At 42.3% G+C, this 22,031-nt stretch carries 23 protein-coding genes; 18 read left to right on the top strand and 5 right to left on the bottom strand.

The annotated features are described in order from the left end of the window. Nucleotides 1–71: 71 nt before the first annotated feature. The 3 genes from DF216_RS04465 to sdaAB are packed head-to-tail and all read right to left on the bottom strand — an operon-like array spanning nt 72 to nt 2,275. Nucleotides 72–701: an HAD-IA family hydrolase gene (locus tag DF216_RS04465; RefSeq protein WP_129326098.1), complete on the bottom strand. Its 630-nt coding sequence runs from the start codon at nt 699–701 to the stop codon at nt 72–74. Between the two features lie 21 nt (nt 702–722). Further along, nucleotides 723–1,595: an L-serine ammonia-lyase, iron-sulfur-dependent, subunit alpha gene (gene sdaAA / locus DF216_RS04460; protein WP_000500031.1), complete on the bottom strand. Its 873-nt coding sequence runs from the start codon at nt 1,593–1,595 to the stop codon at nt 723–725. Between the two features lie 8 nt (nt 1,596–1,603). Beyond that, nucleotides 1,604–2,275 carry an L-serine ammonia-lyase, iron-sulfur-dependent subunit beta gene (gene sdaAB, locus DF216_RS04455; protein ID WP_000555868.1) on the bottom strand — a complete coding sequence of 224 codons (672 nt, stop codon included), beginning with the start codon at nt 2,273–2,275 and terminating at the stop codon, nt 1,604–1,606. 241 nt (nt 2,276–2,516) lie between these two features. Here sdaAB and DF216_RS04450 point away from each other — a divergent pair, with 241 nt between their 5' ends. The 9 genes from DF216_RS04450 to DF216_RS04405 all read left to right on the top strand — a co-directional run bounded on the left by DF216_RS04450 (nt 2,517) and on the right by DF216_RS04405 (nt 12,998). Further along, nucleotides 2,517–3,152 (top strand): LysM peptidoglycan-binding domain-containing protein, encoded by a 636-nt coding sequence (locus DF216_RS04450; protein ID WP_000060322.1) that lies wholly within the window; start codon nt 2,517–2,519, stop codon nt 3,150–3,152. Nucleotides 3,153–3,429: 277 nt separating this feature from the next. Beyond that, complete coding sequence (locus tag DF216_RS04445; protein ID WP_061588571.1) at nt 3,430–4,236, top strand: ABC transporter substrate-binding protein; 807 nt, start codon at nt 3,430–3,432, stop codon at nt 4,234–4,236. A gap of 15 nt (nt 4,237–4,251) precedes the next feature. Then, nucleotides 4,252–5,448, top strand: a complete 1,197-nt coding sequence (locus tag DF216_RS04440) for an argininosuccinate synthase (RefSeq protein WP_045592735.1) — start codon at nt 4,252–4,254, stop codon at nt 5,446–5,448. A 27-nt stretch (nt 5,449–5,475) separates the two neighbouring features. Next, nucleotides 5,476–6,867, top strand: coding sequence for an argininosuccinate lyase (argH, locus tag DF216_RS04435; RefSeq protein WP_129326097.1), 1,392 nt, complete (start codon nt 5,476–5,478; stop codon nt 6,865–6,867). Nucleotides 6,868–7,294: 427 nt separating this feature from the next. After that, complete coding sequence (mnmA, locus tag DF216_RS04430) at nt 7,295–8,416, top strand: tRNA 2-thiouridine(34) synthase MnmA (RefSeq protein ID WP_129326096.1); 1,122 nt, start codon at nt 7,295–7,297, stop codon at nt 8,414–8,416. Between the two features lie 140 nt (nt 8,417–8,556). Then, nucleotides 8,557–9,012 (top strand): NUDIX hydrolase, encoded by a 456-nt coding sequence (locus DF216_RS04425; protein ID WP_164979001.1) that lies wholly within the window; start codon nt 8,557–8,559, stop codon nt 9,010–9,012. An 8-nt stretch (nt 9,013–9,020) separates the two neighbouring features. Then, on the top strand, nt 9,021–9,452 hold the full coding sequence (locus DF216_RS04420) for an NUDIX hydrolase (RefSeq protein WP_129326095.1): 432 nt from the start codon (nt 9,021–9,023) through the stop codon (nt 9,450–9,452). Then, on the top strand, nt 9,442–11,355 hold the full coding sequence (mnmG, locus tag DF216_RS04415) for a tRNA uridine-5-carboxymethylaminomethyl(34) synthesis enzyme MnmG (protein ID WP_129326094.1): 1,914 nt from the start codon (nt 9,442–9,444) through the stop codon (nt 11,353–11,355). The genes DF216_RS04420 and mnmG overlap by 11 nt, the downstream gene beginning before the upstream one ends. Nucleotides 11,356–12,752: 1,397 nt before the next feature. Then, a complete protein-coding gene (locus DF216_RS04405; RefSeq protein WP_129326092.1) occupies nt 12,753–12,998 on the top strand; it encodes a hypothetical protein in 246 nt (81 codons plus the stop codon). Between the two features lie 197 nt (nt 12,999–13,195). Here the strand turns inward: DF216_RS04405 and rnjA are convergent, their stop codons facing one another. Together rnjA and DF216_RS04395 are read right to left on the bottom strand one after the other, a co-directional pair. Then, on the bottom strand, nt 13,196–14,878 hold the full coding sequence (rnjA, locus tag DF216_RS04400; RefSeq protein WP_000331969.1) for a ribonuclease J1: 1,683 nt from the start codon (nt 14,876–14,878) through the stop codon (nt 13,196–13,198). A 1-nt stretch (nt 14,879) separates the two neighbouring features. After that, the gene (locus tag DF216_RS04395; protein WP_000639581.1) at nt 14,880–15,113 is read right to left on the bottom strand and encodes a DNA-dependent RNA polymerase subunit epsilon; all 234 of its coding nucleotides are present in this window, start codon (nt 15,111–15,113) and stop codon (nt 14,880–14,882) included. A gap of 290 nt (nt 15,114–15,403) precedes the next feature. Here DF216_RS04395 and DF216_RS04390 point away from each other — a divergent pair, with 290 nt between their 5' ends. From DF216_RS04390 to DF216_RS04345, 9 genes are all read left to right on the top strand, one after another. Continuing rightward, nucleotides 15,404–15,619, top strand: coding sequence for a hypothetical protein (locus DF216_RS04390; RefSeq protein WP_129326091.1), 216 nt, complete (start codon nt 15,404–15,406; stop codon nt 15,617–15,619). Nucleotides 15,620–16,086: 467 nt separating this feature from the next. After that, the gene (gene tsaB / locus DF216_RS04380) at nt 16,087–16,770 is read left to right on the top strand and encodes a tRNA (adenosine(37)-N6)-threonylcarbamoyltransferase complex dimerization subunit type 1 TsaB (RefSeq protein ID WP_129326089.1); all 684 of its coding nucleotides are present in this window, start codon (nt 16,087–16,089) and stop codon (nt 16,768–16,770) included. Next, nucleotides 16,767–17,204: a ribosomal protein S18-alanine N-acetyltransferase gene (gene rimI, locus DF216_RS04375; protein ID WP_129326088.1), complete on the top strand. Its 438-nt coding sequence runs from the start codon at nt 16,767–16,769 to the stop codon at nt 17,202–17,204. The genes tsaB and rimI overlap by 4 nt, the downstream gene beginning before the upstream one ends. Further along, nucleotides 17,194–18,204: a tRNA (adenosine(37)-N6)-threonylcarbamoyltransferase complex transferase subunit TsaD gene (gene tsaD, locus DF216_RS04370; RefSeq protein ID WP_129326087.1), complete on the top strand. Its 1,011-nt coding sequence runs from the start codon at nt 17,194–17,196 to the stop codon at nt 18,202–18,204. Before rimI ends, tsaD begins: the two co-directional genes overlap by 11 nt. A 66-nt stretch (nt 18,205–18,270) precedes the next feature. Further along, the gene (locus DF216_RS04365; protein WP_125827677.1) at nt 18,271–18,876 is read left to right on the top strand and encodes a hypothetical protein; all 606 of its coding nucleotides are present in this window, start codon (nt 18,271–18,273) and stop codon (nt 18,874–18,876) included. A 141-nt stretch (nt 18,877–19,017) separates the two neighbouring features. Then, nucleotides 19,018–19,713, top strand: coding sequence for an AzlC family ABC transporter permease (locus DF216_RS04360; RefSeq protein WP_129326086.1), 696 nt, complete (start codon nt 19,018–19,020; stop codon nt 19,711–19,713). Continuing rightward, the gene (locus DF216_RS04355; RefSeq protein ID WP_000253936.1) at nt 19,703–20,026 is read left to right on the top strand and encodes an AzlD domain-containing protein; all 324 of its coding nucleotides are present in this window, start codon (nt 19,703–19,705) and stop codon (nt 20,024–20,026) included. Before DF216_RS04360 ends, DF216_RS04355 begins: the two co-directional genes overlap by 11 nt. 102 nt (nt 20,027–20,128) lie before the next feature. Continuing rightward, the gene (locus DF216_RS04350) at nt 20,129–20,974 is read left to right on the top strand and encodes an amino acid ABC transporter substrate-binding protein (RefSeq protein ID WP_125827678.1); all 846 of its coding nucleotides are present in this window, start codon (nt 20,129–20,131) and stop codon (nt 20,972–20,974) included. A gap of 154 nt (nt 20,975–21,128) precedes the next feature. Then, nucleotides 21,129–21,983 carry a MetQ/NlpA family ABC transporter substrate-binding protein gene (locus DF216_RS04345; protein ID WP_084972125.1) on the top strand — a complete coding sequence of 285 codons (855 nt, stop codon included), beginning with the start codon at nt 21,129–21,131 and terminating at the stop codon, nt 21,981–21,983. The last annotated feature ends 48 nt before the right edge of the window (nt 21,984–22,031 follow it).

The following is a 22,031-nucleotide window of genomic DNA, read 5'->3' as shown; positions in this document are numbered from 1 at the left end:
GCTAAGGATGACCCTATACACAAAAATACTCCTCAACCTAGTTCACTAGTGTTAGGAGTATTTTTGTATGGTTAGAGCTGGCTAATGATATCGTCAATGGTATGGGCAATCCAGTCAGGTTGATAGATGAGTAAATCAGCCTCTTCTCCAAATCCCCAAGAAACAGCGAACTTTTTAATGCCAGTTTCTTGGGCTCCGATCATATCAAACTTGGTGTCCCCGATAATGAGGACTTGGTCTGCAGGCAGTTGATGCATATGCAAGGCGTAACGGATGACATCCGCCTTGTGTGGCGTTTCAGGACTAGAACCGTAAATGCCATCAAAGAAATGATGGATTCCCAGATTTTTAGTCATATCGTGAGCAGTAGGAGTATTCTTTGTTGTAGTGATGTAGAGAGGGTAGTTTTGCGAAAGCTCTTGAAGCAATTCCGTTATTCGGGGGAAGAGTTGCGCTTCGTGGATTCCTTTTTCCTTGTAGTAAGAACGATAGATTTGAACAGCTTCTGAGATTTGTTCCTTGGGAAGACACGTTGCAAAGCTACTTTCAAGTGGCGGGCCCATGAAACCACGAATGGTTTTGGCATCAGGGCTTGGAACTCCTAGCTCTTTAAAGGTATGGGTAAAGGCATTGTGGATCCCGAGGGAACTGTCAACCAGGGTTCCGTCCAGATCAAAAAAGATAGCTGAGATAGAGGGCATGATTTCTCCTAACAGATAAACTTATTCTCCGAAGATTTCTTTTTGTAGGCGACGACCAGTAGGTGTGGCGGCGAGTCCACCCTCGGCCGTTTCACGAAAGGCAGTTGGAAGACTTGATCCAACTTGGTACATTGCATCGATGACTTCGTCAACAGGGATCTTAGACTCGATACCTGCCAAGGCCATGTCTGCTGCGATAAAGGCAAAGCTGGCTCCCATGGCATTTCGTTTGACACAGGGAACTTCAACCAAACCAGCGACGGGGTCGCAGATGAGGCCCAGCATATTTTTAATGACAAAGGCGATGGCTTGACTAGCCTGATAGGGAGTTCCACCTGCAGCCAAGGTCAAGGCTGCGGCACTCATGGCAGAGGCAGAGCCAACTTCGGCCTGGCAGCCACCTTCAGCGCCTGAGATAGAGGCATTGTTTGCGATGACTAGTCCAAAGGCACCAGCAGCAAAGAGGAAATCTAACTGTTCTTCGTGGCTGAGGTCAAGTTTTTGGATAGCAGCAGTGAGAACGGCTGGCAGACAGCCGGCACTTCCTGCGGTTGGGGTAGCGCAGACCAAGCCCATCTTCGCATTGTGTTCATTGACCGCGATGGCATTACGGGCTGCTGATAGGATGGTAAAGTCAGACAAGGCCTTGCCACTTTTGAGATGGCGGTCTAGTTTGGCCGCGTCTCCACCCGTTAAGCCACTACGGGATTTATTTTCACTGAGACCGAGCTCGACAGAGGCTTTCATGACTTCTAGATTGCGTTCCATGAGGAGGAGAACTTCTGGGCGTTCCCGACCTGTTAATTGATATTCGGTCGCAATCATGAGTTCTGCGACATTTCCTTGGAAGTCTAGATCTGCTTGCTCAACCAATTCTTTGATAGAATAAAACATGTTTCCTCCTACTTAAAGAAATTGACATTGTGGAGATGAGGGATTTTTCGGATTTCTTCAATCGCCTCTTCGCAACTTCGACTATCGACTTCGATAATCATAATGGCTTTTTCTCCAGCTTTTTCTCGAGTCACATTCATCTGAGCGATATTGATATCAAAACGAGAGAGGGCTTCAGTAACATGGGCAATCATACCTGGAACATCCTGATGTACGATGATAATGGTTGGTGTGTTCATGTTGAGAGAGACAGCAAAGCCGTTAAGTTCCGTAACTTGGATATTTCCTCCACCGATGGAAATTCCTGTCACACTAATGGATTTGTGTTCATTCTTCACAGTAATTTTAGTGGTATTAGGATGAGGGGCATTGCTGTCTTTCTGAATGGTCCAGACAATCTTGATACCACGTTTATGGGCAATCTCTAGGCTATTTGGAATGTCGGGATCGTCCGTATCCATACCTAATATACCAGCGACGAGAGCAAGGTCGGTTCCATGACCACGGTAGGTTTTGGCAAATGAATTAAATAATTGGAATTCGACTTCTGTCGGCGTATCATCAAAGATGGAAGAGACGATTTTCCCGATGCGAACAGCTCCAGCAGTATGGCTACTTGATGGGCCAATCATAACTGGTCCGATAATGTCAAAGACAGATTGAAAACGAAGTGAGTGCATCTGTTTCCCCTTACAAAGATTCTTATATCTATTATATCAAAGAATGGACCTCTGCGCTTATTTCCCTTATCAAAAGCTTAAAATGATTAAAGATAGTATAAAATAAGGTCTTTTGTGACAAAAACCTCCTTAAAACGGTAAATATAAAACATTTTTGTAATATTTCTACATAAAACCGTTAAACAACGGTAACATTTAAAAGGTATCATAGATATATCCAATGGAAGGAGAATTTTTAGATATGTCATTAACAACTAAAAAAATTAAAACAACTATCGCAGGAGTAGCAACTTTGCTTGCTTTCTTTGCTCCATCACTTGCATCTGCCCAAGAAACTGTAACTTACACAGTTAAATCAGGTGATACTCTTTCAGAAATCGCTGAGAAGTATAACACAACTGTTGAAAAATTGGCAGCAAAAAACAACATCAAAGATATTCACCTTATCTATGTTGACCAAGTTTTGGTTATCGAAGGAACAGCTCCATCGACAGCAACTGCAACCGCTGCAGCTTCAACAACAACTTATGAAGCACCAGCAGCTGCGGAAGAAACTGCAGAAGAAGTAACTGAAACAACAACCTATGAAGCTCCAGCCGCACCTGCAGCTCCAGCAGCAGAAAGCAACACTGCAGCAGCTTCTACTGTAAGTGGTTCTGAAGCAGAAGCCAAAGAATGGATCGCTCAAAAAGAATCAGGTGGTAGCTACACTGCTACAAACGGACGTTACATCGGACGTTACCAATTGACAGATTCATACTTGAACGGTGACTACTCAGCTGAAAACCAAGAACGTGTAGCAGATGCCTACGTTGCAGGACGTTACGGTTCATGGACAGCTGCCAAGAACTTCTGGCTTAACAACGGTTGGTATTAAGAATACAAGAGTCCTTTAGGGCTCTTTTTTGTTTCTCTAGAACAAAAAGCGAAACGAGCTTCTCAGCAATGCTCTATTTGTATAATTCCGACAAAATTCTTCAAATTGTTTTAAAACTCAAATAGTATAAATAAGCTTATTATGTGTAAAAATATATCATATAATAAGCTTTTTCTTGATTTTAATGAAATAAAATACAATTTTTTCTTGACAAACGAAAATGAGAGGAGTATTATTTATACAATAATAAAGTATAAAAATAAAAGGAGGTTCTTCTATGAATAAAGTGAAGAAGGTGTTGATGACGATGTTTGGTTTGCTTATGTTTCCCTTATTATTTGCTTGTAGTAACACTCAATCCCAAGGTGTTGAAGGCATTAAGGCTAAAGGAAAATTGGTGGTGGCCCTAAATCCAGAGTTTGCTCCATTCGAATACCAGAAATTGGTCGATGGGAAAAATCAGATTGTAGGTTCAGATGTTGAGCTAGCCAAAGCCATCGCAAAGGAACTAGGTGTAGAAGTGGAGCTCTCTCCAATGAGTTTTGACAATGTACTAGCTAGTCTTGATTCAGGTAAGGCCGATCTTGCCATATCAGGTGTTTCTAAAACGGAAGAGAGAAGTCAAGTTTACGATTTTTCAATTCCCTACTACACTTCGAAAAATAAGGTTATCGTAAGAAAATCTGAATTAACGAATTACCAATCAGTCAAGGATTTGGCCCAGAAAAAGGTTGGAGCGCAGAAAGGTTCTATCCAGGAAACTCTGGCTAAAGAAACCTTGCAGGATTCTTCTCTCGTTTCACTTCCTAAAAATGGAAATTTGATAACAGATTTGAAATCAGGGCAACTAGATGCGGTTATCTTTGAAGAACCAGTGGCGAAAGGATTTGTAGAGAATAATCCAGACCTAGCCATCGCTGAGTTTGATTTTGACAATGACAAAGAAGATTCCTACGCTGTGGCGATGAAAAAAGACAGTAAAGAATTAAAAGAGGCGGTTGACAAAACCATCCAGAAGTTGAAGGATTCTGGGGAGTTGGACAAATTGATTGACGATGCTTTTAAAGCCTCTATCGAAAAATAGAAAGAAGGAAGAGAAATGAGTAAGGAAAAAGTCATTTTAGCCTATTCAGGTGGATTGGATACATCGGTTGCTATTACATGGTTAAAAAAAGACTATGATGTAATCGCTGTTTGTATGGATGTGGGTGAAGGAAAAGATTTGGAGTTCATCCACGATAAAGCTCTCAAGGTTGGGGCTGTTGAGTCTTATGTCATTGATGTTAAGGAAGAATTTGCTAATGACTATGTTTTAGTGGCTCTTCAGGCACATGCTTACTACGAACAGAAGTATCCCTTGGTATCTGCTCTGAGTCGCCCTCTTATTTCAAAAAAACTCGTTGAAATAGCTCATCAGACGGGGGCAACCACAATTGCCCATGGTTGTACAGGCAAGGGAAACGACCAAGTTCGGTTTGAAGTCTCTATTGCAGCTTTGAATCCCAATTTAAAAGTAGTTGCGCCTGTTCGTGAGTGGAAATGGTCTCGTGAAGAAGAAATCCAATATGCCAAAGAAAACGGTGTTCCAGTTCCTGCTGACCTTGACAATCCTTACTCTGTCGATCAAAATCTTTGGGGACGTGCAAATGAATGTGGTGTCTTGGAAAACCCTTGGAACCAAGCGCCAGAAGAAGCATTTGGAATCACATCTTCGCCGGAAGAGGCACCAGACAGTCCAGAATTTATTGACATTGAGTTTAGCTGCGGGGTGCCCATCTCCCTCAATGGTGAGAAGATGAAAGTAGCGGATTTGATTCAAAAGCTAAATGAAATTGCGGGCAAACATGGTGTCGGTCGTATTGACCATGTGGAAAATCGCCTAGTCGGTATTAAGTCAAGAGAGATTTATGAGTGCCCAGGCGCTGTGACTTTATTGGCAGCTCATAAGGAGATTGAAGACTTGACTCTTGTGAGAGAAGTGGCTCATTTCAAACCTATTATCGAAAATGAGTTGTCCAATCTCATCTATAATGCCTTGTGGTTTAGCCCAGCAACTCAGGCTTTGATTGCCTATATCAAGGAGACACAGAAAGTTGTCAATGGAACTGCAAAAGTTAAACTTTATAAGGGGAACGCCCAGGTAGTGGCTCGGAAATCACCAAATTCTCTTTACGATGAAAATTTGGCGACTTATACTAGTGCGGATACTTTTGACCAAGATGCGGCTGTTGGATTTATCAAGCTTTGGGGGCTTCCGACTAAGGTTTATTCAGAAGTTCAGAAAAATGTTGAGTAGTGACGCGATAGAAAGGGACGACAGGATATGCCGAAAAATACAAAATTATGGGGTGGTCGATTTGAAGGCACTGTGGAAGATTGGGTAGAACAGTTCGGTGCGAGTATTTCTTTTGACCACCAGCTGGCAAAATTTGATTTGATGGGTTCCCTAGCTCATGTTCAAATGCTAGGACAGACTGGCATTTTAAGCTTGGAAGAGGCAGAGCAGATCCAAGATGGTCTGCAAGCTTTGTTGCGAGATTTAGAGGCAGGAGAGCTTCATTTTGATATTGCAAATGAAGATATTCATATGAATATGGAAGTGTTGCTGACAGAGAAAATTGGTCCTCTGGCTGGGAAACTACACACGGCTCGTTCTCGGAATGACCAAGTCGCAACGGATATGCACTTATATCTAAAGGAGCAGCTTGGCCATGTCTTGGATAAGTTGGCGAATCTGAACAGTGTTTTGCTGGATTTGGCTGAAAAACATGTGGAAACCATCATGCCAGGTTATACTCATTTGCAACATGCCCAACCGATTAGTTTTGCCCATCATCTCATGGCTTATTATAATATGTTCCAAAGGGATAGCGAGCGCTTTGCATTTAACTTGAAACATACGGACCTATCTCCACTGGGTGCGGCTGCCTTAGCGGGGACAACTTTTCCAATCGATCGTCAATTATCGAGTGATTTATTGGGTTTCCAACAACCCTATACCAATTCCTTGGACGCAGTGAGTGACCGTGATTTTATCTTAGAATTTCTGTCAAATGCCAGCATTTTGATGATGCATATGAGTCGTTTTTGTGAGGAAATCATCAATTGGTGCAGTTTTGAGTATCAGTACATTAGCTTGTCTGATAGCTTTTCAACGGGTTCATCTATCATGCCCCAGAAGAAAAATCCTGATATGGCGGAATTGATTCGAGGGAAGACAGGCCGAGTTTACGGGAACTTGCTTGGGCTATTGACCGTCATGAAGTCTTTGCCTCTGGCTTACAATAAGGATTTGCAAGAGGACAAGGAAGGCATGTTTGATACAGTAGAAACGATTTTAAATTCTCTGGATGTGTTGGCAGGTATGCTATCGAGCATGCAGGTTAATAAGGCCAAAATGCAGCAATCCACAGAGAATGATTTTTCGAATGCGACCGAACTGGCAGATTATTTGGCTGAAAAAGGTCTTCCCTTTAGAGAAGCGCATGAAATAGTAGGGAAATTGGTTCTAGACTCTATCAAGCATGGTAAAAATATTCAAGATTGGGATTTGGAGGAGTTGCAAGTCTACCATCCCTTGATTGAAGAGGATATTTATATCTACTTGCGCCCAGAAACCGCTGTTCAGAGACGGAATTCCTTAGGAGGAACCGGCTTTGAGCAAGTGAAATACCAGATAGAACAAGCGAAGAAAGAACTTAAAGGGGAAAATTGATTCGTTTGCAAAGGAAGAAAGAGAGGTTGAGATGATTTATCAGCCTCTTTCTTGTCTTCTCCAACCAAGCGTGTTATAATGAATACTGCTCAAGCGACCTTCAATCGTTAAAGCACACACGACCTTCAATCGTGAACTGGTCATTTCGTTTATCTTTTATTACGTCGTTAACTCGAAATGAGATGCAAGCTGAGCTTGTCTGATTTATAACCTCAATCAGTCTCCCAGACTGATTGAGCGAACTCGAGATATGCCTGCGACTCGTTGCCTATCATATTTTCATTTTAAGATGATAGGCTAAAATGGTCTCCCAGACCATTTTACTCCTAAAAGCAAACGAAAAGACTATACTCGAAGAAATTCTATTGAAAGTCATAGTAAATAGAATTTTGAGGGTATGAATAAACGAATAGATGGGAGACTTACCATGAGTGATAACTCTAAAACACGTGTTGTTGTGGGGATGAGTGGTGGTGTTGATTCGTCGGTGACGGCTCTTTTGCTCAAGGAGCAGGGCTACGATGTAATCGGCATCTTCATGAAGAACTGGGATGACACAGATGAAAACGGCGTCTGTACGGCGACCGAAGATTACAAGGATGTGGCTGCGGTGGCAGACCAGATCGGCATTCCCTACTACTCTGTCAATTTTGAAAAAGAGTACTGGGACCGCGTTTTTGAGTATTTCCTAGCGGAATACCGTGCAGGGCGCACGCCAAATCCAGATGTTATGTGCAACAAGGAAATCAAGTTCAAGGCCTTTCTGGACTATGCTATGACCTTGGGGGCAGACTATGTGGCGACTGGGCACTATGCTCGTGTGGCGCGTGATGAGGATGGCATCGTTCACATGCTTCGTGGCGTGGACAATGGCAAGGATCAGACCTATTTCCTCAGTCAACTTTCGCAAGAACAACTCCAAAAAACCATGTTCCCACTGGGGCATTTGGAAAAGCCTGAAGTACGAAAACTAGCAGAAGAAGCAGGCCTTGCGACTGCTAAGAAGAAAGACTCGACAGGAATTTGCTTTATCGGCGAAAAGAACTTTAAAAACTTTCTCAGCAATTACCTACCAGCCCAGCCAGGTCGCATGATGACTGTGGATGGTCGCGATATGGGTGAACATGCAGGTCTGATGTATTATACAATCGGTCAGCGTGGCGGACTTGGTATCGGTGGCCAACACGGCGGTGATAATGCACCGTGGTTCGTTGTCGGAAAAGATTTGAGCCAAAATATCCTCTATGTCGGACAAGGATTCTACCATGATTCGCTCATGTCAACCAGTCTAGAGGCCAGTCAAGTCCACTTTACTCGTGAGATGCCAGAGGAATTTACTCTAGAATGCACAGCAAAATTCCGCTACCGTCAGCCTGATTCTAAGGTGACAGTACATGTCAAAAGAGATAAGGCAGAGGTCATCTTTGCGGAACCGCAACGCGCCATCACACCAGGACAGGCAGTTGTCTTTTACGATGGCGAAGAGTGTCTCGGTGGCGGTTTGATTGATAATGCTTATCGAGATGGACAGATTTGTCAGTACATTTAGATTGACAAATTTTCTCAATTTGCTACAATAATAAAAGCAATAGAAATGATGGTCAAAGCTCATGGATGTTGCAGGCTTTTTTGTCCTGCACTTCTTTGGAGTTTTGACTGTTTTTGTGTCGTTTAAGGGAAAGGATAAAAATGACTCAACAAGACTTTCGGACCAAAGTGGGGAACACGGTCTTTGGTGTTCGGGCGACAGCCTTGATTGTTCAAAATAATCAGCTTTTGGTTACAAAAGAAGGCGATTACTTTTACACTATTGGTGGTGCGATCCAAGTCAATGAAAGCACGGAAGAAGCGATAGTCCGTGAAGTGAGGGAAGAACTAGGTGTCAAAGCTCAAGCTGGGCGACTAGCCTTTGTAGTTGAGAATCGTTTTGAACAAGACGGTGTTTCCTATCACAACATCGAATTTCATTATTTGGTAGACTTGCTGGAGGATGCCCCGTTGACCATGCAGGAAGACGAAAAACCGCAGCCTTGTGAGTGGATTGATTTGGACCAGCTCCAGAATATCCAGCTAGTTCCAGCCTTTTTAAAAACAGCCCTACCAAATTGGGACGACCAACTAAAACACATTCATCTTGAAGAATAGGAGAGAAAATGATGGTTAAGCTTATTGCCCATGTACTTGTTCATAGTGGTGGTGATTATTTACTCATTCAGCGTTCGGAAATTAAAAGAGGAGAACCCAACGTTTATCCGACTTACTGGGATATTCCTGGTGGCGGGGTTGAAAAGGGTGAACTTCCGCGAGATGGAGCTCTTAGAGAATGCATTGAAGAAGCGGGAGTTAGGCTAGATAGCAGTTCGCTCAAACTTCTTCACGAAGATAGTCAACTGGATACCTCTAAGGATACGGTCTTTACTCGCTTAGTTTATAAAGCAGAGTGGGTTGAGGAGAAGCCAATTATCAGATTAGATCCTGAAGAGCATACACACTTTAAATGGGTTACTATGGATCAAGCTCTAGAGGAGGAGAAGTTAGTTCCTTATTTGCGAGAAATTTTTGAAAGGTTAAGAAATGACTTATAATTTTACAGAAGAATACGATATTATTGTAATCGGTGCGGGGCACGCTGGGGTCGAGGCTTCCTTGGCTGCCAGCCGTATGGGTTGTAAGGTCTTGCTTGCGACCATCAACATTGAAATGCTGGCTTTCATGCCTTGTAACCCTTCTATCGGTGGTTCTGCCAAGGGGATTGTCGTGCGTGAAGTGGATGCACTTGGTGGGGAAATGGCCAAGAACATTGACAAAACTTACATCCAGATGAAGATGCTCAACACAGGGAAAGGGCCAGCTGTCCGTGCCCTTCGTGCGCAAGCTGACAAGGAGCTTTACTCTAAGGAGATGCGCAAGACAGTTGAAAATCAAGAGAATCTGACCCTTCGTCAAACCATGATTGATGAGATTTTGGTGGAAGATGGCAAGGTTGTCGGTGTTCGTACAGCGACCCATCAAGAGTATGCTGTCAAGGCTGTTATCGTGACGACAGGGACTGCACTCCGTGGGGAAATCATAATCGGAGACCTCAAGTATTCGTCAGGTCCTAACCACAGTCTGGCTTCGATTAACCTAGCTGATAATCTCAAGGAACTGGGCCTCGAAATCGGTCGTTTCAAGACAGGAACCCCTCCACGTGTCAAGGCTTCTTCTATCAATTACGACGTGACAGAGATTCAGCCAGGGGACGAAGCGCCAAATCACTTCTCATATACTTCACGTGATGAGGACTATGTCAAGGATCAAGTGCCATGCTGGTTGACCTACACCAACGGCACCAGCCATGAGATTATCCAAAACAACCTCCATCGTGCGCCTATGTTTACAGGTGTGGTTAAGGGTGTGGGACCTCGTTACTGTCCGTCGATTGAGGACAAGATTGTTCGCTTTGCGGACAAGGAACGTCACCAACTCTTCCTTGAGCCAGAAGGACGCAATACAGAGGAAGTCTATGTCCAGGGTCTTTCAACCAGTTTACCTGAGGATGTCCAACGTGACTTGGTTCATTCTATCAAAGGGTTGGAAAATGCAGAGATGATGCGAACAGGTTATGCCATTGAGTACGACATGGTCTTGCCACACCAGTTGCGTGCGACTTTGGAAACCAAGAAAATCTCAGGACTTTTCACAGCTGGTCAGACAAATGGAACGTCAGGTTACGAAGAAGCTGCTGGCCAAGGGATTATCGCGGGTATCAATGCGGCTCTAAAAATCCAAGGCAAGCCTGAGTTGATTTTGAAGCGCAGCGACGGCTATATTGGGGTCATGATTGATGACTTGGTGACCAAGGGAACCATTGAACCCTACCGTCTCTTGACCAGTCGAGCTGAATACCGCCTCATCCTCCGTCATGACAATGCCGATATGCGTTTGACAGAGATGGGACGCGAGATTGGGCTTGTGGATGATGAACGCTGGGCTCGTTTTGAAATCAAGAAAAATCAATTTGACAATGAGATGAAGCGTCTCGACAGCATCAAACTCAAGCCAGTCAAGGAAACTAATGCTAAGGTTGAGGAGATGGGCTTCAAGCCGTTGACAGATGCGGTTACAGCCAAGGAATTCCTTCGCCGTCCAGAAGTTTCTTACCAAGATGTGGTGGCCTTCATAGGGCCAGCTGCCGAGGACTTGGATGACAAGATTATCGAATTGATTGAAACAGAGATCAAGTACGAAGGCTATATTTCCAAAGCCATGGATCAGGTTGCCAAGATGAAACGCATGGAAGAAAAACGGATTCCAGCCAATATCGACTGGGATGATATTGACTCGATTGCGACAGAAGCCCGTCAGAAGTTCAAACTCATCAATCCAGAAACTATCGGCCAAGCAAGCCGTATTTCGGGAGTGAATCCAGCAGATATTTCTATTTTGATGGTCTATCTTGAAGGTAAAAATCGTAGTATTTCTAAAACTCTTCAAAAATCAAAATGATACGTCGTCGGCTTCTTACGAATGAGTTCAAAGCTTGGCTTTGATTCATCTACAACCTCCCATAGTTCCCCGAACTATGGGAGCTAACTTGAGTTATGCTTTTGCCTAGCCTTCTAGTCTGATTTCGATTTTTATTGAGTTTCAATCTCAAAAGAAAGCATAGAGAAAAACAGCTCCGAAGACGGGGCTGTTTTGTTAATGGACTCTAGTTTTTTATTGCATATTTAAATATTTGATTAAAAGAAATCTTTTATGCTACCGATAAATTATTATTAAAACATTTAAAATGATGAGTAAATATAATTTTGATAGAAGAAATGTTGACTTGAGATTGATAGTTGTAAAAGTAATGATAGTGATGGGGAATATTGACTATAGGAGAATCTGTTACTTATTATTATTTATAGAACTATATTTATAAATAAATTTGACATTAAAATTATTTTATGATAAAATGAAAGCGTTAACAAAAGAATTTAGCTAAACTAGAAAGGAGGAGTTTGTCAGTAGTTGTTTTGCTGAATACACTATTCGTATTTTAGTTTATACTTTATACTTTCAAAATTGGCAGATATATACAAATTTCAAATGTAGTTGCGGAGGTTGATCAGAGATTAGTACCTATTACTTGGTAGCTGAAACGATTGTCTCGCCTAAGATTCTTTGAGTGGATTTTAGTTTTCGACATCGTTACACTAACCCTAGTCTTTGCATCTTATCACGAATAAAAAGACACTTCTCTCTATAAGAAGTTCCCATTTTTTGAAAAAATAAAGTATTGTGGAAGGAGCTGATTAAAATTAGAAAAATAAATCCAGATATCTTATTTCTATGTGGTGTTTTGGTCATATGTTGCTCTTTTTTGCTTTTCCATATAAATCCTTACCATGTAGCTGATGACGAGCTAATGTTAAAAATACAATCTATATTTTGGAGTTTGTTGTGGCGTCCAGTTCCATCTTTAGGAATGGCGGTAGGGGTGATTATGATTTTTAAGAGTTTAAAAAAATAATATCGTTTTATTTTTAGTATTCGATTTTCTAGTTAGAATGGAGATTGGATAGGAACAAACTTAAGTTGATATTCTTATTGTTGTTTAGCTTGCTCACTTTTGGAATATTTTTAGACGTCAAAGCAGATACTATTCCAAGTCCTGATTTTGAAGTGATATCAGAGTTGGTATTAAAAGAAAATAAAACTGGAGTAATTTATGAGTTTGAAAATTTAGAAACTAGAGAACAATTTTTAAAATCTAGAAATATAACGTCTTCTAATGCAAGTTCATTCCGTTCTTATGGAGTGAGTAGTGTCCGTAGAACATACCTCAGCTCTTACCGTGATACAGCGGTTTCTGGACGAGTTTCTTATACTGTTTATGGGGGAGCTCAGGAGCTAGTGTGTCAATATCATCAGGACAAAGTTTTTCTTCTTCTGAGTATGGAATAGGTTTTACTTATGGAAGCGCAGCTACTCATTTTGTTCCACCTTATAAATATGGTTATATAGTTTTGAAAGCTTCTTTTACAGTTAATATTTATAAATTAGAGGTTAAATATCAAGGAACTAATGAATGGCGTCCAGCTGGACGAATTAAGACATTTAGTAATAAAAATGTTTGGACCGAGTTGAGAACTTACAGTTAACTACTTTATAAAAATAAAAGAAAAAATATAACAGACTAGAATAACGAAGATGTGGTGCATAAGCACATCAAATTCCTGAGGAACTGATAGTCCTCAGGAATTTTTACTTAAATAAAGCTCACACAATAATGAAGCACACCCCAAAAGTTGGATTTTACTCTTACTTTTTGGGGTGTGCTTCATGGGTGAGGGATGATTTATTCTTCTTCATCTGGTGTGAGGATCATCGGGATGATGATTGGTTCACGTTCTGTATTTTCATAGAGGAAAGGACGAATGGCGTTGACAATAGCACCATTGACGGATTGTATGCTGGCGTCCTTATTTTTCAATGCGATACGAATTGCATTGAAGAGGATGCGCTGGCTTTGGCGAATCAAGTCTCCAGATTCTCTCATGTAGACAAAGCCGCGGCTGAGGATATCAGGCCCAGACAAGATCATTTTAGACTTGAAGTCAACAGTTGCGACTGCTAGAACGACACCATCTTCAGATAGATCTCTACGGTCTTTGAGGACAGCCGCACCGATTTCACCGATACGATTTCCATCGACATAGATGTCTTGGGCGTTGAAATGGCCTGCGATACGAGCAGAGTTAGCAGTAAGGGCAAGCACATCACCATTGCTCATGATAAAGATGTTGTCCTTCTCGACACCAGTATCCACCGCTAGTCCAGCATGGACTTTCTGCATACGGTATTCACCATGGACAGGCATGAAGTATTTGGGCTTGATCAAGCGGAGCATGAGTTTTTGCTCTTGCTGACCACCGTGTCCAGAGGTGTGGATATTGTTGATTTTACCGTGGATAACTTCAACACCAGCTTCTGAAATGATGTTAATCAGCTTGTTGACGCTAGTCGTATTTCCAGGGATTGGACTTGAAGAGAAGATAACGGTATCGCCGGGTTGGAGTTGCACCTGACGATGAGTTCCATTAGCGATACGAGAGAGGGCTGCCATCGGCTCCCCTTGACTACCTGTACAGAGGATAAGAACCTCGCCTGCAGGATAGTCTTTGATTTCATTTGGCTCGATAAAGGTTCCCTTAGGAGCTTTGATGTAGCCAAGCTCGATCCCATTGACAATGGCCTTTTCCATAGAACGACCAAAGACAGCAATCTTGCGTCCAGTCTTAACAGCAGCATCCGTTGCTTGCTGGAGACGGAAGATATTTGAAGCAAAGGATGCAAAGATGATGCGTCCTTCAATACCTTGAATGATCTTCATGATGGACTGACCAACGACTTTTTCAGAGTTGGTAAAGGTTGGGACTTCTGCATTTGTCGAGTCAGAGAGGAGGCAGAGCACGCCTTCTTCACCAAGGGCTGCCATCCGGTGCAAGTCTGCAGGTTCTCCAACTGGAGTGAAGTCAAACTTAAAGTCACCCGTACAAACGATTTTCCCTTGAGGAGTATGAATGACAATCCCCAAAGGCTCTGGAATGGAGTGAGTGGTTCTAAAGAAAGTTGCCTTGAGGTTTTTAAAGGTCAACTCAGTGTTGTGGTTGATTTCGTAAAGTTTGGCGTTGCGCAAGAGACCGTGTTCTTCGAGTTTTCCACGGATCAAAGCTAAGGCAAGTGGTCCAGCGTAGATAGGGACATTTGCTTGCTTGAGCAGGAAAGGAATCCCACCAATGTGGTCCTCGTGTCCGTGTGTGATCAAGACAGCCTTGACGCGGTCGATATTGTCCACGATGTAAGAGTAATCAGGAATGACATAGTCGATACCCAGCAAGTCATCTTCTGGGAATTTAATCCCAGCATCGACGATGATAATCTCGTCTTGGTATTCAATTCCGTAAGTGTTTTTCCCGATTTCTCCCAGACCACCGATGGCAAAAACGCCGACTTCTTCAGGTTTAAGAGTGTAGGCCATATTAGAACTCCGTGATTTCGAAAGCGCCAGTTTCTTTTTCGTAATCTAGCAATTTGTCAGACAAGAGTTCGATAAATTCGATGTTGTACTCTGGGCGGTTTTCTTCGACAAGTTGGCGAGCAGCGATACGCCCCTCAAGTTCTGAGTTGGCATCGATGTCTAGGTAAAGTGAGCGTGTTGTTTCACGACGTGGGCTACGTTCTTTTGTTTCTTGATAAAAAACTTTGTAAATCATATAGTTCCTTTCTATTTACAGGTCAGCTTATTCCAAACTTTTAGTAGAGATTTGCTTGATTTCATTCCATTTTGTGTCTAGATTGACCTTGATTCGTTACAATTATTTCAATTATACCATAAAATGAAAAATTAGTAAAAGACGGAAAATGAGAAAGTCTTGAGGGAAAGAGGAAGCAAAAAGATGAGTAGGGCTTGGTCGGATAGCAATAAGGTGTTATAATGAAAAGAGAAAGGGAAGTTCATGGACGGGAATATTCCCTATAGCTTTTAAAACAAGGAGGATCAAGAATGTTTAGTTTGTTTGAATTTGCGATTGGGGTTCGCCTCTTGATGTTTATAGTTTTTGCAGCCTGTGTATATGGTGGAAATCTTATTTTTACGTATCTAGAACACCGCAAAACAAAATTCCTTTGGAAGCTTGCTTTTGTGACACTCTATTCAATTTTTCTCCTTCTTGTCACCTATGTTGTCTGGTTTGTTTTTTACTTTGGTTTAAATGCTTAAGCTCCAGTACTCATCTAAATATAGAGAAAATCCACCCCATCTTGATAAAGGGGCGGACTTTTCTATTTTCAGGTGATATCTTAATTCTTACGATGATGATCTCTCGCATCGATAATCGAGTTAAAACATAAAAAGAAAACAATGCAAACAGATGAATCAACTGGTAAGGGTGTAACGATGATGTTTAAATCATTGAAAATGATGAGCAAACTGTAAGAGATGAAGAGAATAAAATTTACTCTTCTAAAAATGTGTCTTTTATCTAGCATAATTGATCCAAATTTCTTACGAAAAGCCTTCCTTTTTATCCTTCACTTATTCTATTCGAAAAAATAAGAAAATCTAAAAAACTTTTTGCACCTTGCTACTCATTTACTGGCAGGTCTTTTTTGTTTGGGGCAAAGAAAATTCCCATGCGTCGGCTTTTGTAGTATAATAGTAAGCAGACCAAAAGATAGGAATGTATTATGAAAGTATTAGCTTTTGATACGTCCAGCAAGGCTCTTTCTCTAGCCATTTTAGAGGACAAGCAAGTTCTTGCCGAGACCACGATCAATATCAAGAAAAACCACAGCATCACCCTCATGCCTGCCATTGATTTTTTGATGGCGAGTCTGGATTGGACGCCTAAGGATTTGGACCGAATCGTGGTGGCGGAAGGGCCAGGTAGTTATACTGGTTTGCGAATTGCGGTAGCAACTGCCAAGACCTTGGCTCATACCCTGAACATCGAGTTGGTTGGCATGTCTAGCCTCTTGGCTTTGGTGCCGACTCAGCAAGAAGGCTTGGTGGTTCCTGTTATGGACGCACGTCGCAACAATGTTTACGCAGGATTTTATGAAAATGCCCAACCTGTCTTGCCAGAAGCGCACCTGTCTTTTGCGGAAGTGTTAGAGCAGGTCAAGGATGCTGAACAGGTAACCTTTGTCGGAGAAGTTGGTGCCTTTGTGGAACAAATAAAAGAATGCTTGCCACAAGCTAACTACCAAGAAATCTTGCCAAATGCAGCTAATCTAGCTCTTTGGGCGTGGGACAAGGAAGCAGACTCCTTACACGACTTTGTGCCCAACTATCTCAAACGTGTTGAAGCCGAGGAAAACTGGCTCAAGAACCACACCGAGTCTGGCCAGTCCTACATTAAACGCCTATGATAGAGATCAGACGAATCCAACAGCGGCCTGACTTGGCTCAGGCTATCTACGCAGTCATGACAGATGTTTACTCAGTCAGCCCGTGGACTTTGGAGCAAATCCAAGCAGACCTGTCCCAAGACCAGACTTGGTATGCTCTGGCTTATGATGGAGCAGAAGTGATTGGATTTCTAGCCGTTCAGGAGAATCTCTTTGAGGCAGAAGTCCTACAAATCGCTGTCAAAAACGCCTATCAGGGTCAGGGAATTGCGTCAGCCTTGTTTGCTCAATTGCCGACAGATAAGGAGCTTTTCCTCGAAGTTAGAAAGTCAAATCACCGAGCGCAAGCATTTTACAAGAAAAAAAAGATGGCGGTTATCGCTGAGCGAAAGGCCTACTACCATGACCCAGTCGAGAACGCCATTATCATGAAGAGAGAAGTAGATGAAGGATAGATATATTTTAGCATTTGAAACATCCTGTGATGAGACCAGTGTAGCAGTCTTGAAAAACGACGATGAACTCTTGTCCAATGTCATTGCTAGTCAAATTGAGAGTCACAAGCGTTTCGGAGGCGTAGTGCCAGAAGTAGCCAGTCGTCACCATGTTGAGGTTATTACAGCCTGTATCGAGGAGGCACTGGCAGAAGCAGGAATTACCGAAGAGGACGTGACAGCTGTTGCAGTCACCTATGGGCCAGGATTAGTTGGAGCCTTACTAGTTGGTTTATCAGCTGCCAAGGCCTTTGCTTGGGCTCACGGCCTTCCGCTGATTCCCGTTAACCACATGGCTGGTCACCTCATGGCAGCTCAGAGTGTGGAGACTTTGGAGTTCCCCTTGCTAGCCCTCTTGGTCAGCGGTGGTCACACAGAGTTGGTCTATGTTTCGGAGGCTGGTGATTACAAGATTGTTGGGGAAACACGAGATGACGCAGTTGGTGAGGCCTATGACAAGGTCGGCCGTGTCATGGGCTTGACCTATCCAGCAGGTCGCGAGATTGACGAGTTGGCCCATCAAGGTCAGGATATTTATGACTTTCCTCGTGCCATGATTAAGGAAGACAATCTGGAGTTTTCATTCTCAGGTTTGAAGTCTGCCTTTATCAATCTTCACCACAATGCCGAGCAAAAGGGAGAAAGTCTGCCTACAGAGGATTTGTGTGCTTCCTTCCAAGCAGCAGTTATGGATATTCTCATGGCTAAAACCAAGAAAGCCTTAGAAAAATACCCTGTTAAAACCCTTGTTGTCGCAGGTGGTGTAGCAGCCAATAAAGGCCTCAGAGAACGCCTAGCAGCCGAAATCACAGATGTCAAGGTCATCATCCCGCCTCTGCGCCTTTGCGGAGACAATGCAGGTATGATTGCCTATGCCAGCGTCAGCGAATGGAACAAAGAAAACTTCGCAGGCTTGGAGCTTAATGCCAAACCAAGTCTCGCCTTTGATACCATGGAATAAAGAGTCAGCTAATTGTTGACTCTTTATTCTTGGACAAATCCTAGCCTTTTTTTGTATAGTAGATATATGAAAATTACAAAAATAATCAGTAGTTTGCTTGCTCTTGGAGCTTTACTCATGCTTTTATCAGCTTGCCAGAATTTTAAAAAGACGCAACTGGTCTTGTTTGAATCCCTTTCTTTCGGTATGCCTGTTAAATCCTTTGAAGAAGTATTTGGAGAGGCTAGCCAAGTGGTGGAAGAAGAGGAAATGGCCTATCGCGATACTTGGCGTGCAGAAGACCCTTATTTCTATAAAACAGGTCGCCTTTTCTATCACTGTGAACAGATTACTTTGAAAGGCTATACTGGCCGAGCAAGATTCACATTTTCAAAATCACATCGTTTGGAAGAAGTGACGGCTCATTTCCCCGTTACCTCAAAAGCTGAGCAGCAAGCATTGCTCTTTAACTTATTCCAGACTGTAAAAAAAGAACTTGAAGCTCTTCCAGATTACCAATCCATGGCAACTGATACAGTAGGACTATATGATGACGGCTATCGCTATAAAGTCAAGCTGAAAGGGAAAAGGAAAGAACTCTGGGTCGATGTTTACCCGACAGAAGATGGGTATGTTGAAAGCCAAGTTGATAAGTACACTATCCGAGTGGATCAGTTTCTTATGTATCAATAAGCAAGTAATGCTTTTTAACAATGTTTGCGAACTACTAGTTTCAAACTCTAAACTTTTTTCTCTTCTTTGAATGTGTTATAATATTCCTTGCTGTGGCTGTGACCATGAACAGCCTCAAACGAAGAAAATAAGAGGAGAGAGATGAAAGAAAAAGGATTTTGGGAAGGTGTTCAGGCTGCCATGCCGACTGCCCTTGGCTATGTTAGTATCGGTCTAGCTTGCGGGATTATCGGCGCTCCCCATGTGACACCTGTTGAGATGGGCCTGATGAGTCTCTTTGTTTATGCTGGGAGTGCCCAGTTTGCCATGTTGGCATTGATTGCGGTCCAAGCGCCTGTGGCGGCCATTGCCATGACGGTCTTTTTGATCAACTTGCGTCTCTTTTTGCTGAGCTTGCATGCATCGACCTATTTCCGTCATACTAGCCTCTGGCAAAATATCGGTATGTCTAGTCTCTTGACGGATGAGACTTACGGAGTTTTGATGGAAGAATTAGCCCATACAGACAAGGTCCATCCTATGTGGATGCACGGGAACAATCTCAATAGTTATGTAGCCTGGTTTATTGGGACAGTGGCGGGGACGGCTTTAGGTGGCCTTCTTCCAAATCCTGAAGTCTTTGGCTTAGACTTTGCCCTTGTTGGGATGTTTATCGGGATTTTTACCTCGCAATTTCAGATTATGCAAAGACGGGTTCCTGTACGGAATCTGCTGCTGATCCTAGCAGTTGTTGCGGTGTCTTTCTTTTTGCTCTTGACAGTGGTATCTCAATCACTAGCTGTTTTGTTTGCGACCTTGCTAGGTTGTACTATGGGGGTGATCTTAGATGGTCAGTAAGTATCTTTTATTAGCAGTTATTTTCTCTGGCTTGGTGACTTGGATTCCCCGTATGATTCCTTTCATCTTGGTCAAGTACAAGGGTTTGCCAGCTATTGTCGAGCGTTTTTTGAAATTTTTGCCTGTTTCCATTATCTTTGCTTTGATCCTTTCAAGCGTAGTGACAGGCAAGGTTGGGAGCCTTCCTCAGATCAAGTGGTTGGACTTCTTGGCAGTCTTTCCAACGGCTTGGGTAGCCTTTCGCTATCGCAATCTAGTGGGTACAGTTCTTTTTGGAGTGGTCTTGATTGCAGTCTTGCGTCTGGTCTTTTAGTCAGCCATAAAAAAAAACTATCACCGAGATAGATATCATATAATAGCGAAAAAAATTTTTTTCTGTTAAGATAGTAAAGTATTCTATTTTGGAGGAAATGACATGAAAAAAATCGTCAAATATTCATCTCTTGCTGCTCTGGGACTTGTTGCCGCAGGTGTACTAGCAGCTTGCTCAGGTGGAGATAAGAAAGATACTGCATCGAGTGAAGCAGCAGCACCTGGTAAGAAAGAAATTGTCGTAGCGACTAACGGGTCACCAAAACCATTTATCTATGAAGAAAATGGTGAATTGACTGGTTACGAGATTGAAGTGGTTCGTGCCATCTTTAAAGACTCTGACAAGTATGAAGTCAAGTTTGAAAAGACAGAGTGGTCAGGTGTCTTTGCAGGACTTGACGCTGACCGCTACACTATGGCTGTCAACAATCTTAGTTATACTAAAGAACGTGCGGAGAAATACCTCTATGCAGCACCAATTGCCCAAAACCCTAATGTCCTTGTAGTGAGGAAAGATGACAACAGTATCAAGTCTCTTGATGATATCGGTGGAAAATCGACAGAGATTGTTCAAGCGACTACATCAGCCAAACAGTTGGAAGAATATAACAAACAACACGCAGATAACCCAACTATCCTTAACTACACCAAGGCAGATTTCCAACAAATCATGGTACGTTTGAGTGATGGTCAGTTTGACTATAAGATTTTTGATAAAATCGGTGTAGAGACAGTTATCAAGAACCAAGGTTTGGACAACTTGAAAGTCATCGAACTTCCAAGCGACCAACAACCTTATGTTTACCCACTTCTTGCCAAAGGTCAAGATGAGTTGAAATCATTTGTAGACAAACGTATCCAAGAACTCTACAAAGATGGAACTCTTGAAAAATTGTCTAAACAATTCTTTGGAGACACTTATCTCCCAGCAGAAGCTGATATTAAATAGTCGTATGAAATCATCCAGTCTGAGAAGGGCGGATGATTTCTCAATTTTTAGGTATATAGTTTCAAACTATATGTCTGCCTATCTAATAACAATTTGCGAAATCAAATAAAGTATGAGATACTATTACGGTATTATTTTTAAAGGAGATAGAATCATGAAAATTAAAAAATGGCTCGGTGTAGCAGCTCTTGCTACAGTCGCAGGTTTGGCTCTTGCAGCTTGCGGAAATTCAGAAAAGAAAGCAGACAATGAAACAGTTGTCAAAATTGCAACAGTTAACCGTAGCGGTTCTGAAGAAGCGCGTTGGGATAAAATCCAAGAATTGGTTAAAAAAGATGGCATTAAATTGGAATTCACAGAGTTCACAGACTATTCACAGCCAAACAAGGCAACTGCTGATGGTGAAGTTGACTTGAACGCTTTCCAACACTATAACTTCTTGAACAACTGGAACAAAGAAAACGGAAAAGATCTTGTAGCGATTGCAGATACCTACATCTCACCAATCCGCCTTTACTCAGGTAAAAATGGGGAAGAAAACAAGTACACTAAAGTGGAAGAAATCCCAGATAACGGTGAAATTGCTGTACCAAACGATGCAACAAACGAAAGCCGTGCGCTTTACTTGCTTCAATCAGCTGGTTTGATCAAATTGGATGTTTCTGGAACTGCTCTTGCAACAGTTGCTAATATCAAAGAAAATCCAAAGAACTTGAAGATTACTGAATTGGATGCTAGTCAAACAGCTCGTTCATTATCATCAGTTGACGCTGCCGTTGTAAACAATACCTTCGTTACAGAAGCAAAATTGGACTACAAGAAAGCACTCTTCAAAGAACAAGCTGATGAAAACTCAAAACAATGGTACAACATCATCGTTGCGAAAAAAGATTGGGAATCATCACCTAAAGCGGATGCCATCAAGAAAATTATCGCAGCTTACCACACTGATGAAGTGAAAAAAGTTATCGAAGAAACATCAGACGGTTTGGACCAACCAGTTTGGTAATAAGACACAGGGAGGTGGGAGAGAGTTTCCACCTCTTGCTTTTGTCTA

Origin of the sequence: Streptococcus oralis (assembly GCF_004127215.1) — a bacterium.
GTDB lineage: Bacteria > Bacillota > Bacilli > Lactobacillales > Streptococcaceae > Streptococcus > Streptococcus oralis_BD.
The sequence above is the reverse complement of the archived record's forward strand: the minus strand, read 5'-3'. Positions and strand labels throughout refer to the sequence as shown.

Excerpts from the sequence above, each read along its gene's own strand:
- DF216_RS04360 (WP_129326086.1), top strand. The coding sequence starts at position 19,018 with ATGAAAGAAAAAGGATTTTGGGAAGGTGTTCAGGCTGCCATGCCGACT.
- rimI (WP_129326088.1), top strand. The coding sequence starts at position 16,767 with ATGATAGAGATCAGACGAATCCAACAGCGGCCTGACTTGGCTCAGGCT.
- DF216_RS04420 (WP_129326095.1), top strand. The coding sequence starts at position 9,021 with ATGATGGTTAAGCTTATTGCCCATGTACTTGTTCATAGTGGTGGTGAT.
- DF216_RS04395 (WP_000639581.1), bottom strand. The coding sequence starts at position 15,113 with ATGATTTACAAAGTTTTTTATCAAGAAACAAAAGAACGTAGCCCACGT.
- DF216_RS04450 (WP_000060322.1), top strand. The coding sequence starts at position 2,517 with ATGTCATTAACAACTAAAAAAATTAAAACAACTATCGCAGGAGTAGCA.
- DF216_RS04390 (WP_129326091.1), top strand. The coding sequence starts at position 15,404 with ATGTTTAGTTTGTTTGAATTTGCGATTGGGGTTCGCCTCTTGATGTTT.
- mnmA (WP_129326096.1), top strand. The coding sequence starts at position 7,295 with ATGAGTGATAACTCTAAAACACGTGTTGTTGTGGGGATGAGTGGTGGT.
- mnmG (WP_129326094.1), top strand. The coding sequence starts at position 9,442 with ATGACTTATAATTTTACAGAAGAATACGATATTATTGTAATCGGTGCG.
- DF216_RS04445 (WP_061588571.1), top strand. The coding sequence starts at position 3,430 with ATGAATAAAGTGAAGAAGGTGTTGATGACGATGTTTGGTTTGCTTATG.
- sdaAB (WP_000555868.1), bottom strand. The coding sequence starts at position 2,275 with ATGCACTCACTTCGTTTTCAATCTGTCTTTGACATTATCGGACCAGTT.
- DF216_RS04440 (WP_045592735.1), top strand. The coding sequence starts at position 4,252 with ATGAGTAAGGAAAAAGTCATTTTAGCCTATTCAGGTGGATTGGATACA.
- argH (WP_129326097.1), top strand. The coding sequence starts at position 5,476 with ATGCCGAAAAATACAAAATTATGGGGTGGTCGATTTGAAGGCACTGTG.
- sdaAA (WP_000500031.1), bottom strand. The coding sequence starts at position 1,595 with ATGTTTTATTCTATCAAAGAATTGGTTGAGCAAGCAGATCTAGACTTC.
- rnjA (WP_000331969.1), bottom strand. The coding sequence starts at position 14,878 with ATGGCCTACACTCTTAAACCTGAAGAAGTCGGCGTTTTTGCCATCGGT.
- DF216_RS04355 (WP_000253936.1), top strand. The coding sequence starts at position 19,703 with ATGGTCAGTAAGTATCTTTTATTAGCAGTTATTTTCTCTGGCTTGGTG.
- tsaB (WP_129326089.1), top strand. The coding sequence starts at position 16,087 with ATGAAAGTATTAGCTTTTGATACGTCCAGCAAGGCTCTTTCTCTAGCC.
- DF216_RS04345 (WP_084972125.1), top strand. The coding sequence starts at position 21,129 with ATGAAAATTAAAAAATGGCTCGGTGTAGCAGCTCTTGCTACAGTCGCA.
- tsaD (WP_129326087.1), top strand. The coding sequence starts at position 17,194 with ATGAAGGATAGATATATTTTAGCATTTGAAACATCCTGTGATGAGACC.
- DF216_RS04365 (WP_125827677.1), top strand. The coding sequence starts at position 18,271 with ATGAAAATTACAAAAATAATCAGTAGTTTGCTTGCTCTTGGAGCTTTA.
- DF216_RS04350 (WP_125827678.1), top strand. The coding sequence starts at position 20,129 with ATGAAAAAAATCGTCAAATATTCATCTCTTGCTGCTCTGGGACTTGTT.
- DF216_RS04465 (WP_129326098.1), bottom strand. The coding sequence starts at position 701 with ATGCCCTCTATCTCAGCTATCTTTTTTGATCTGGACGGAACCCTGGTT.
- DF216_RS04425 (WP_164979001.1), top strand. The coding sequence starts at position 8,557 with ATGACTCAACAAGACTTTCGGACCAAAGTGGGGAACACGGTCTTTGGT.